We start from the raw sequence: 11598 nt of genomic DNA, 5'->3' as shown, positions 1-11598 counted from the left end.
ATTCTGTGTGACTACTCTCAACTAGAATTGTGTGTATCATAGAAGATTTGCCCAACATGGGCGACCAGGAGCCAGTACGATTGAGTAAAAATAAACTCTCCAAAGGCCAACAGCGCCGCGTGAACGCTAATCACCAGCGTCGTCTTAAAACGTCTAAGGAGAAGCCAGACTACGATGACAACCTGTTTGGCGAGACCGCTGAAGGGATCGTCATTAGCCGTTTTGGCATGCATGCCGACGTCGAATCTGCCGACGGTGAAATTCACCGCTGCAACATTCGCCGGACGATCCGCTCGCTAGTGACCGGCGACCGTGTGGTCTGGCGTCCCGGCAAAGCGGCTGCGGAAGGGGTCAACGTCAAAGGCATCGTCGAGGCGGTGCATGAACGTACCTCGGTATTGACGCGCCCGGACTTCTACGATGGCGTAAAACCCATTGCCGCCAATATCGACCAGATTGTCATTGTCTCCGCGATTTTACCGGAGCTGTCACTCAATATTATCGACAGGTATCTGGTGGCCTGTGAGACATTGCAGGTTGAGCCGATCATCGTACTCAACAAAATCGATCTGCTGGATGACGAAAGCATGGCGTTTGTGAATGAGCAGATGGATATCTATCGTCATATCGGTTATCGCGTGCTGATGGTCTCCAGCCACACTCAGGATGGTCTGAAACCGCTGGAAGAAGCGCTGACCGGGCGCATCAGCATCTTTGCCGGTCAGTCTGGCGTTGGCAAATCCAGCCTGCTCAACGCATTGCTCGGTCTGCAGGAAGCCATTTTGACCAATGATGTCTCTGACAACTCCGGTCTGGGACAGCACACTACCACCGCGGCCCGCCTCTACCACTTCCCACATGGCGGCGACGTCATCGATTCCCCTGGCGTGCGTGAATTCGGCCTGTGGCACCTGGAGCCGGAACAAATCACCCATGGCTTTGTCGAATTTCATGACTATCTGGGGCTGTGCAAATATCGTGACTGTAAGCACGACACTGACCCAGGCTGCGCCATTCGTGCCGCCGTAGAGGACGGGAAAATTGCGGAAACCCGTTTCGAAAATTATCACCGTATTCTCGAAAGCATGTCGCAGGTAAAAACGCGTAAAAACTTTTCTGATACCGATGACTGACAACTAAGCTAAGCATCGCTAGAATCGTCCCCCTTTTTCAGGATCCGGCATCAACGCCGGGTCAGGAACGATAAAACAATAGCCTGGAGGCTACCTTGTTAAACTCATTTAAACTTTCGCTACAATACATTCTGCCGAAACTATGGCTCACTCGCCTGGCGGGCTGGGGCGCGAGCAAACGAGCGGGATGGCTGACTAAGCTGGTTATCGATCTGTTCGTGAAGTACTACAAGGTCGATATGAAAGAAGCGCAGAAGCCAGATACCGCCAGCTACCGCTCATTCAATGATTTCTTTGTCCGCCCACTGCGTGACGACGTTCGCCCGTTGAATACCGATCCGAACGTGCTGGTCATGCCGGCTGACGGTGTCATCAGCCAGTTAGGCGCTATCGAAGAAGATAAAATCCTGCAGGCCAAAGGCCATAACTACAGTCTTGAAGCCCTGCTGGCTGGTAACTACCTGATGGCGGATCTTTTCCGTAACGGGTCGTTTGTGACCACCTATCTGTCACCGCGTGATTACCACCGCGTGCACATGCCATGTAACGGCATTCTGCGTGAGATGATTTATGTTCCGGGCGATCTGTTCTCGGTCAACCATCTGACGGCCCAGAACGTCCCGAACCTGTTTGCCCGTAATGAGCGTGTTATCTGCCTGTTCGATACGGAGTTTGGTCCAATGGCGCAAATTCTGGTCGGTGCTACGATTGTTGGCAGTATCGAAACCGTCTGGGCGGGAACCATCACGCCGCCGCGCGAGGGCGTGATCAAACGCTGGACCTGGCCTGCCGGAGAAAGCGAAGGCTCCGTGGCGCTGCTGAAGGGTCAGGAAATGGGTCGCTTTAAACTGGGCTCCACGGTGATCAACCTGTTTGCGCCAGGTAAAGTGAATCTGGTCGAGCAGCTTGAGAGCCTCTCTGTGACCAAAATTGGTCAGCCGCTGGCGATCTCCACAGAGACATTCGTTGCGCCAGTCGACGCCGAGCCTGCACCACTGCCAGAAGAAGAGATCAAAGCTGAACACGACGCCAGTCCGCTGGTCGACGATAAGAAAAACGAAACCTAATAGTAGAAGGACGTTGCTGTGCGCCTGATTATCGCGTTTCTGATGGCCTGGTGCCTCAGCCAGGGGGCGTACGCTGCAACCGCCCCCGACGCCAAACAAATCACTCAGGAACTGGAGCAGGCGAAATCCGCAAAGCCTGCTCAGCCTGATGTTGTTGAAGCCCTTCAGTCTGCGTTGAACGCGCTCGAGGAACGTAAAGGTTCTCTCGAACGCGCACAGCAATATCAGCAGGTTATCGATAATTTCCCGAAAATGTCCGCCAGCCTGCGCGCGCAGTTAACCAATCTGCGCGATGAACCCCGCAGCGTATCGCCGGGCATGACGACTGATGCGCTGAATCAGGAAATTCTCCAGGTCAGTAGCCAGTTGCTGGAAAAAAGCCGTCAGGCCCAGCAGGAGCAGGAACGCGCCCGTGAGATTGCCGACTCATTAAGCCAACTGCCTCAGCAGCAAACCGATGCCCGCCGACAGCTCAACGAAATTGAACGCCGTATTGGCAGCGCCACCGGCAACACCCCGCTCAACCAGGCGCAAAATTTCAGCATGCAGGCTGAATCCGCTCGCCTGAAAGCGCTGGTTGATGAGCTGGAGCTGGCGCAGTTGTCGGCCAACAACCGTCAGGAACTGGCGCGTATGCGCTCGGAACTGGCGGAAAAACAGAGCCAGCAACTGGATGCGTATTTACAGGCGCTGCGCAATCAGCTCAACAGCCAGCGCCAGCGTGAAGCCGAACGGGCGCTGGAAAGTACCGAGTTACTGGCGGAGAACAGCGCTGATTTACCGCCGGATATTGTCGCCCAGTTCAAAGTGAACCGGGAACTGTCAGCCGCGCTGAATCAGCAGGCGCAGCGCATGGATCTCGTCGCCTCTCAGCAACGTCAGGCCGCCAGCCAGACTCAGCAGGTACGTCAGGCGTTGACGACGTTGCGTGAACAGTCGCAATGGTTAGGCTCGTCTAACCTGTTGGGTGAAGCGTTACGCGCCCAGGTGGCACGTCTGCCGGAAATGCCCAAACCCCAGCAGTTGGATACTGAAATGGCGCAACTGCGCGTCCAGCGTCTGCGCTATGAAGATCAGCTCAATAAGCAGCCTCAGCTGCGCCAGCTCCATCAGGCGGACGGGCAGCCGCTCACCGCTGAACAAAACCGTATTCTTGAGGCGCAACTGCGCACCCAACGTGAGCTGCTGAATTCGCTGTTACAGGGCGGCGACACGCTGATCCTCGAACTGACCAAGCTGAAGGTCTCCAATAGCCAGCTTGAAGATGCGTTGAAAGAGGTGAACGAAGCGACCCACCGCTATCTGTTCTGGACCTCAGACGTTCGCCCAATGTCATTTTCCTGGCCAATAGATATCGTGCAGGATCTGCGTCGGCTGATCTCACTCGACACCTTCAGCCAGTTAGGTCAGGCCAGCGTGATGATGCTGACCAGCAGAGATACCCTGCTGCCGCTGTTTGGCGCGTTGATTCTGGTCGGGTTCAGCATTTACTCGCGTCGCCACTTTACCCGTTTTCTGGAGCGTTCTGCCGCCCGAGTGGGCAAGGTGACGCAGGATCACTTCTGGCTGACGCTGCGTACCGTGTTCTGGTCGATACTGGTGGCCTCGCCGCTGCCAGTACTGTGGATGACGCTGGGATACGGACTGCGCGAGGCCTGGCCTTATCCGCTTGCCGTCGCGATAGGCGATGGCGTCACGGCGACGGTGCCGCTGCTGTGGGTAGTGATGATTTGCGCGACATTTGCCCGGCCCAATGGCCTGTTTATCGCCCACTTTGGCTGGCCGCGCGAACGCGTGTCGCGTGCGATGCGTTATTACCTGATGAGTATCGGGCTTATCGTACCGCTAATCATGGCGCTCATCATGTTCGATAACCTGAACGATCGGGAGTTCTCTGGCTCGCTCGGTCGTCTGTGCTTTATCCTGATTTGCGGCGCGCTGGCGCTGGTCACCCTGAGCCTGAAAAAAGCCGGGATCCCGCTCTATCTCGATAAAGAAGGCAGCGGCGACAATATCGTGAACAGCATGCTGTGGAACCTGATGATAGGCGCGCCGGTGGTGGCGATACTGGCTGCCGCCGTGGGTTATCTGGCGACGTCACAGGCGCTGCTGGCGCGACTGGAAACCTCCGTCGCCATCTGGTTCCTGCTGTTGGTGATTTATCACGTCATTCGCCGCTGGATGCTGATTCAGCGTCGCAGACTGGCCTTTGACCGTGCCAAGCACCGCCGCGCGGAAATGCTGGCCCAGCGCGCCCGTGGTGAAGAAGAACCGGCTCATTCAACCAGTCTGGAAGGGACCATCGACGTTGATGAGAGCGAAGTTGATCTTGATGCTATCAGCGCCCAGTCGCTCCGTCTGGTGCGCTCCATCCTGATGCTGATCGCCCTGCTGTCGGTCATTGTGCTGTGGTCGGAAATTCACTCCGCATTCGGCTTCCTCGAAAACATCTCGCTGTGGGACGTCACCTCGACGGTGCAAGGGGTTGAAAGTTTAGAACCCATTACGCTGGGCGCGGTGCTGATCGCGATTCTGGTGTTTATCATCACCACCCAACTGGTGCGTAATCTGCCTGCGCTTCTCGAGCTGGCGTTGCTACAACACCTCGATCTCACGCCGGGTACCGGCTATGCCATTACCACCATCACCAAGTACCTGCTGATGTTAATTGGCGGTCTGGTGGGCTTCTCGATGATCGGGATTGAGTGGGCGAAACTGCAATGGCTGGTGGCGGCACTCGGCGTCGGTCTGGGCTTTGGTTTGCAGGAAATTTTCGCCAACTTTATCTCCGGCCTGATCATCCTGTTTGAAAAGCCGATTCGTATTGGTGACACCGTGACCATTCGCGATCTGACAGGCAGCGTAACGAAGATCAATACCCGCGCGACGACCATCAGCGACTGGGACCGCAAAGAGATCATCGTGCCGAACAAAGCGTTTATCACCGAGCAGTTCATCAACTGGTCGCTGTCTGATTCCGTGACACGCGTGGTGCTGACCATTCCGGCCCCATCCGATGTGAACAGCGAAGAGGTGACGCAGATCCTGCTGACCGCCGCACACCGCTGCTCGTTAGTCATCGATAACCCGGCGCCAGAAGTCTTCCTTGTGGACTTACAACAGGGGATTCAGATCTTCGAACTGCGTATCTATGCCGCCGAGATGGGTCATCGCATGCCACTGCGCCATGAAATCCACCAGTTGATTCTGGCAGGCTTCCGCGAGCACGGTATCGATATGCCGTTCCCGCCATTCCAGATGCGTCTGGAAAGTTTGAATGGCCGACAAACAGGGAAAACGCTCAGTTCTGCCGGCAGAAGAAGTCGTCCGGCGGGGAGTTTGTAAATCGTTTGTACGTGTATCAGCAGAGGTTGGTTGTATTCTATCAGCCAATCTCTACTTTTTAGAGGCATAAATGATATCGAATAATAAAACGCCATAACCAAAAACTCAGCAGAGTTAACACAACAAAATATTGCCAAATACGGCGATGTTTTTTCCATATAATCACATAGAGGAATGGAATAAAGAGAGGTAGTGTTATGAACATTCCAGCTTCGCGAATATCGTCATTTTCAATATATATCATGACATCACAGATGTTTTTAATCTCCCTTCCATCGATAAACCATTCCTTACTTTGCGTTGATAACATGGTTATCAATAAAATACAAACCACACCTCCTATAAAATTCAAAACAAAGGCTTTCCAGTTCATTTAATTTCCTCGCAAAATCTTTTGTAGAATATCTTTCTTTTCTATAATTCGCCGGCCATATTCACTATATTCACGATCTGGAGAGCCCGGTAATTCACTAATCGAGAGAATAATATCTTGTTTGGCCCGAATAATTCCGCGATTATATCTGGACCCCGCTAATATAATTTGCTCATCAGTCAGGTGAAGAGTATCAGTATCTGGATTATCATAGAGAATAAGGTCATGTAAATGGAATGCTACAACACGAATGTTAAAACTGTCATCGAGTAAGCATTGTGATAACCTAAATTGCTGAAAATGCGAAAGCGTGTTTGGGTGAATACCGATTGTTCTGGCAGCGACGCCTATCAGGATCGCGATAGAACCAACAGATGTTGCATTGGACAACTCATTGTTGTTCTTTCCCAGGATCTCTTCAATTACTTGTCTGAATTGCAGAACGCCAACACCTTTGAATCTCTCCGGAGTTCCCCCTACTTCAGCAACCGCAACACCCGCAAGGAGTAATTCAGGTATTCGCGCTTCATAAGTATATTGTTTAATTTTTATTCGATGATATACTAACCAGGCTGTTTTGTAATACCAAAGATATGCTTTTCCTGTCATAAAATGCCAATTAGTAGGCAACGCATACCAACGGAAACAATCCCAACCATTCCAATGAGGGAAACCATATTCATCAATATCACAAAAAGGAGGCGAACTGATCACGATAACAACCCTATGATAGACCTCACTATTGAAAAGACAATAGCTCTTTCGTAACTACTCAGGATGGGATAGACATCACAATTATAAAAACGCATGTCAGCCTAACACAATCTTATTACAATAAGATATTCAAGCCATCTATAAACACAAGAAAATATATAATGCTGTTTATATATTCACACAGCGCGTTATATATAAAGAACAATATAGCTTCTGCAATTAATGTCCATCTAATGATTAAATAAATATCTTGTGTAAAATAAATATATTATGAAGTCGTTCATACTAACCATCTACAGCGACTTAACGTTGAAACCTTAAGGTAGAAGTTACAAAAATAAAATGTGGGCGTTAAATATTAACTGAAAAGCATTCTTTAAAGCGGCGAGAAAAAACACGCCGCTTTGCTTTTTTGATTGAACAAGTTATGCGCGATCAACAGTAAACGCGATCACTTCCGCGAGGCTTTCTGCGCCCAGCGCCAACATCACCAGACGATCCACACCCAGTGCGACGCCAGAACAGTCCGGCATGCCAACTTTCAACGCCTCAATCAGATTATTATCGATCGGCTGCTGCGGCAGTCCGCGCGCGGCACGCTTACGGTTATCCTGTTCAAAACGTTGCTGCTGTTCACGCGCATCCGTCAACTCATGGAAACCATTCGCCAGCTCAATACCTTTGAAGTAGACCTCGAAACGTTCCGCTACACGGTGATCTTCCGTACTGATCTGCGCCAGTGATGCCTGGCTTGCCGGGAAGTGATACACAAACGTCGGTTTCTCTTTACCAATGTGCGGCTCAACGCCCATCGCAAACAGCAGTTGCAGTAAGGTATCGCGATCTTCTTCCGTATCGGCAATGTTGCTTAAATCCAGCTTTGCGGCAACTTCACGCAGCTGCGTTTTATCCGCAGACAGCGGATCAATCTCCAGATGACGCTGGAACGCTTGTTGATAAGAGAGGCTCTCCGCCGCCGGGCATTCCAGCACCTGCTGCAACAAATCATCCACTTCGTTCATCAACCGGTACATGTCGTAATGGGGACGATACCACTCGAGCATAGTGAATTCTGGGTTGTGATGACGCCCCATCTCTTCATTACGGAAGCTACGGCACAGCTGAAAGACCGGACCACACCCTGCCACCAGCAGACGCTTCATGTGGTATTCCGGGCTGGTCATTAAATAGAGGTTCATCCCCTGAGAGTGACCGGGGCCGACGAAACGCGTTTCGAACGGGAACAGATGAATGTCTGTGACCGTCGCCTGGCTCATGCAGGGCGTCTCAACCTCCAGCACGCCGCGATCGGCAAAGAAACGACGAATTTCCGTCATAATTGCCGCGCGTTTTAACAGGTTAGGTATGGACGCGCTCGGCTGCCAGGTTGCCGTTTCGCTCATGGTTCTTTCTCCAGTTTAAGACAAGGGCACGAAGTCTACTCGTAACACGGCAATGAAACAAATTTTGCTCAGGAATACTCCGGCACGGCTGACGAGTTAAAAAACCGTAAACCGATGGTTTAGTAATTAAATTAATCAAGATCACTGATAATTCCGGCCTCTGACACGCTAAAAAAATCGAACACGTCAAATTTCCCACTCATCGCAGAGACTATACTGTTGTACCTATAAAGGAGCAGTGGAAACGCATTCGCACCCCATCTGTTTCAGGGGCTTTACCCGAAATATGTGGTGGCGAAATTACAATAATCTGGAGGAATGTCGTGCAAACCTTTCAAGCCGATCTTGCCATTATAGGCGCCGGTGGCGCGGGATTACGCGCTGCAATTGCCGCAGCGCAGGCAAATCCTAATGCAAAAATCGCACTGATTTCAAAAGTGTACCCAATGCGCAGTCACACCGTGGCTGCTGAAGGGGGCTCAGCTGCTGTCGCCCAGGATCATGACAGCTTCGACTACCATTTTCACGATACGGTAGCGGGCGGAGACTGGCTGTGTGAACAGGATGTCGTGGATTATTTTGTCCACCACTGTCCTACCGAAATGACCCAACTGGAACAATGGGGCTGCCCGTGGAGTCGTCGCGAAGACGGCAGCGTCAACGTTCGTCGCTTTGGCGGGATGAAGATTGAGCGTACCTGGTTTGCTGCGGATAAAACCGGCTTCCATATGCTGCATACCCTGTTCCAGACCTCTCTACAGTTCCCGCAGATCCAACGCTTTGACGAACACTTCGTCCTGGATATCCTGGTCGATGATGGTCATGCTCGCGGCCTGGTGGCGATGAACATGATGGAAGGCACGCTGGTACAGATTCGTGCTAACGCGGTAGTAATGGCGACAGGCGGCGCAGGCCGTGTGTATCGCTATAACACCAACGGCGGCATCGTGACCGGTGACGGTATGGGCATGGCGCTGAGCCACGGCGTTCCACTGCGTGACATGGAATTTGTTCAGTATCACCCGACCGGTCTGCCGGGTTCCGGTATTCTGATGACTGAAGGCTGTCGTGGTGAAGGCGGTATTCTGGTCAACAAAAACGGCTACCGTTATCTGCAGGATTACGGCATGGGTCCGGAAACCCCGCTGGGCGAGCCGAAAAACAAATACATGGAACTCGGTCCGCGCGACAAAGTTTCTCAGGCTTTCTGGCACGAATGGCGTAAAGGCAACACCATCTCCACGCCGCGTGGCGATGTTGTACATCTCGACCTGCGTCATCTGGGCGAGAAGAAACTGCTGGAACGTCTGCCGTTCATCTGTGAACTGGCGAAAGCCTACGTGGGCGTCGATCCAGTGAAAGAACCGATTCCGGTGCGTCCGACCGCGCACTACACCATGGGCGGTATCGAAACCGATCAGAACTGCGAAACCCGCATCAAAGGTCTGTTTGCCGTCGGCGAATGTTCTTCTGTGGGTCTGCACGGCGCGAACCGTCTGGGCTCTAACTCTCTGGCTGAGCTGGTGGTCTTTGGCCGTCTGGCAGGCGAGCAGGCGATGGAGCGTGCAGCGACAGCGGGCACTGCTAACGACGCCGCCCTTGACGCACAGGTTGCCGGCGTTGAACAACGTCTGAAAGACCTGGTCAACCAGGAAGGTAACGAGAACTGGTCGAAGATCCGCGACGAAATGGGGCTTTCGATGGAAGAAGGTTGCGGTATTTACCGTACACCGGAACTCATGCAGAAAACCGTGGATAAGCTGGCCGAACTGCAGGAGCGCTTCAAGCGCGTTCGCATCACTGACACCTCCAGCGTATTCAATACCGATCTGCTGTACACCATCGAGCTGGGTCACGGCCTGAACGTCGCTGAGTGTATGGCGCATTCCGCGCTGGCGCGTAAGGAATCACGCGGCGCACACCAACGTCTGGACGAAGGTTGCACCGAACGTGACGACGTCAACTTCCTCAAACATACTCTCGCCTTCCGCGATGCTGATGGCACGACTCGCCTCGACTATAGCGACGTGAAAATCACCACGCTGCCGCCGGCAAAACGTGTTTACGGTGGCGAAGCGGAAGCAGCCGATAAGAAGGAGAAGGCTAATGGCTGAGATGAAAAACCTGAAAGTTGAGGTGGTGCGTTATAACCCTGAGACCGACACCGCGCCGCACAGTGCTTTCTATGAAGTGCCTTATGATGAAACCACGTCACTGCTGGATGCGCTGGGCTACATCAAAGATAACCTGGCGCCAGACCTCAGCTATCGCTGGTCCTGCCGTATGGCGATCTGCGGCTCCTGCGGCATGATGGTCAACAATGTGCCGAAACTGGCATGCAAAACCTTCCTGCGTGATTACACCAACGGTATTAAGGTGGAAGCGCTGGGTAACTTCCCGATTGAGCGCGATCTGGTCGTCGATATGACGCACTTTATCGAAAGTCTGGAAGCAATTAAGCCGTACATCATCGGTAACCCGCGTACGCCGGATCAGGGGCCAAATATCCAGAGCCCGGCGCAGATGGCGAAGTATCACCAGTTCTCTGGTTGCATCAACTGTGGTCTGTGCTATGCCGCATGTCCGCAGTTCGGCCTGAACCCTGAGTTCATCGGACCGGCTGCAATTACCCTGGCGCATCGTTACAACGAAGATAGCCGCGACCACGGTAAGAAGGAGCGTATGGCACAGTTGAACAGCCCGAACGGCGTATGGACCTGTACTTTCGTGGGCTACTGCTCCGAAGTTTGTCCGAAGCACGTCGATCCGGCGGCTGCCATTCAGCAGGGTAAAGTAGAAAGCTCGAAAGACTTTCTTATCGCTACCCTGAAACCACGCTAAGGAGTGCAACATGACGACTAAACGCAAACCCTATGTGCGGCCGATGACGTCCACCTGGTGGAAAAAATTGCCGTTTTATCGCTTTTACATGCTGCGCGAAGGCACAGCCGTTCCAGCAGTCTGGTTCAGCATTGAGCTGATTTTCGGCCTGTTCGCACTGAAGCATGGTGTCGAATCCTGGGCGGGCTTCGTCGGTTTTCTGCAAAACCCGGTGGTGGTGATCCTCAACGTGATCGCCCTGGCGGCAGCACTGCTGCACACCAAAACCTGGTTTGAGCTGGCGCCGAAAGCCGCCAACATCATCGTAAAAGACGAAAAAATGGGGCCAGAGCCGATCATCAAAGGTCTCTGGGCGGTTACTGTGGTGGCGACCGTAGTCATACTGTTTGTTGCCCTGTTCTGGTAAGGAGTCCGGGATGTTTAATCCAAATCCAAAACGTTCTGACGAACCCGTATTCTGGGGTCTGTTTGGCGCAGGCGGTATGTGGGGTGCGATTATCGCGCCAGTGATGGTTCTGCTGGTGGGGATTCTGCTGCCGCTGGGTCTGTTCCCGGGCGATGCCCTGAGCTATGAGCGTGTTCTGGCGTTTGCTCAGAGCTTTATCGGCCGTGCTTTCCTGTTCCTGATGATTGTCCTGCCGCTGTGGTGTGGCTTACACCGTATGCACCACGCGATGCATGACCTGAAAATCCATGTGCCGGCTGGCAAATGGGTGTTCTAC

Annotated in this window: 10 protein-coding genes; 7 read left to right on the top strand and 3 right to left on the bottom strand. The window is 52.8% G+C overall.

Annotated elements, in window-relative coordinates; genetic code table 11:
- Nucleotides 1-80: 80 nt before the first annotated feature.
- From rsgA to mscM, 3 genes are all read left to right on the top strand, one after another.
- A complete protein-coding gene (gene rsgA, locus AB7E14_RS12940; RefSeq protein WP_044327158.1) occupies nucleotides 81-1133 on the top strand; it encodes a small ribosomal subunit biogenesis GTPase RsgA in 1053 nt (350 codons plus the stop codon).
- A 95-nt stretch (nucleotides 1134-1228) separates the two neighbouring features.
- Entirely contained in the window at nucleotides 1229-2200 is a 972-nt protein-coding gene (gene asd / locus AB7E14_RS12935) for an archaetidylserine decarboxylase (RefSeq protein ID WP_044327157.1), read from the top strand.
- An 18-nt stretch (nucleotides 2201-2218) separates the two neighbouring features.
- A complete protein-coding gene (mscM, locus tag AB7E14_RS12930; RefSeq protein WP_316962124.1) occupies nucleotides 2219-5545 on the top strand; it encodes a miniconductance mechanosensitive channel MscM in 3327 nt (1108 codons plus the stop codon).
- A 58-nt stretch (nucleotides 5546-5603) separates the two neighbouring features.
- Here mscM and AB7E14_RS12925 read toward each other — a convergent pair whose 3' ends face one another.
- The 3 genes from AB7E14_RS12925 to epmA form a co-directional block, all read right to left on the bottom strand.
- Nucleotides 5604-5918, bottom strand: coding sequence for a YjeO family protein (locus tag AB7E14_RS12925; RefSeq protein ID WP_316962125.1), 315 nt, complete (start codon nucleotides 5916-5918; stop codon nucleotides 5604-5606).
- Nucleotides 5919-6629, bottom strand: a complete 711-nt coding sequence (locus tag AB7E14_RS12920; protein WP_316962167.1) for a hypothetical protein — start codon at nucleotides 6627-6629, stop codon at nucleotides 5919-5921.
- Nucleotides 6630-7057: 428 nt separating this feature from the next.
- Nucleotides 7058-8035, bottom strand: coding sequence for an elongation factor P--(R)-beta-lysine ligase (gene epmA / locus AB7E14_RS12915; RefSeq protein WP_042999172.1), 978 nt, complete (start codon nucleotides 8033-8035; stop codon nucleotides 7058-7060).
- Nucleotides 8036-8358: 323 nt separating this feature from the next.
- On the opposite strand from epmA, the gene frdA reads away from it, so the two are divergent.
- From frdA to frdD, 4 genes are all read left to right on the top strand, one after another.
- Entirely contained in the window at nucleotides 8359-10149 is a 1791-nt protein-coding gene (frdA, locus tag AB7E14_RS12910; protein WP_042999171.1) for a fumarate reductase (quinol) flavoprotein subunit, read from the top strand.
- The gene (gene frdB, locus AB7E14_RS12905; protein WP_042999170.1) at nucleotides 10142-10876 is read left to right on the top strand and encodes a fumarate reductase iron-sulfur protein; all 735 of its coding nucleotides are present in this window, start codon (nucleotides 10142-10144) and stop codon (nucleotides 10874-10876) included. The genes frdA and frdB overlap by 8 nt, the downstream gene beginning before the upstream one ends.
- 10 nt (nucleotides 10877-10886) lie before the next feature.
- The gene (gene frdC, locus AB7E14_RS12900) at nucleotides 10887-11282 is read left to right on the top strand and encodes a fumarate reductase subunit FrdC (protein ID WP_042321376.1); all 396 of its coding nucleotides are present in this window, start codon (nucleotides 10887-10889) and stop codon (nucleotides 11280-11282) included.
- Nucleotides 11283-11292: 10 nt separating this feature from the next.
- The coding region (gene frdD / locus AB7E14_RS12895) for a fumarate reductase subunit FrdD (protein WP_428169578.1) at nucleotides 11293-11598 on the top strand (306 nt) is incomplete at its 3' end.

The organism is Citrobacter sp. (assembly GCF_050252275.1).
Classification (GTDB): Bacteria; Pseudomonadota; Gammaproteobacteria; order Enterobacterales; family Enterobacteriaceae; genus Citrobacter_A; species Citrobacter_A amalonaticus.
The sequence above is the reverse complement of the archived record's forward strand: the minus strand, read 5'-3'. Positions and strand labels throughout refer to the sequence as shown.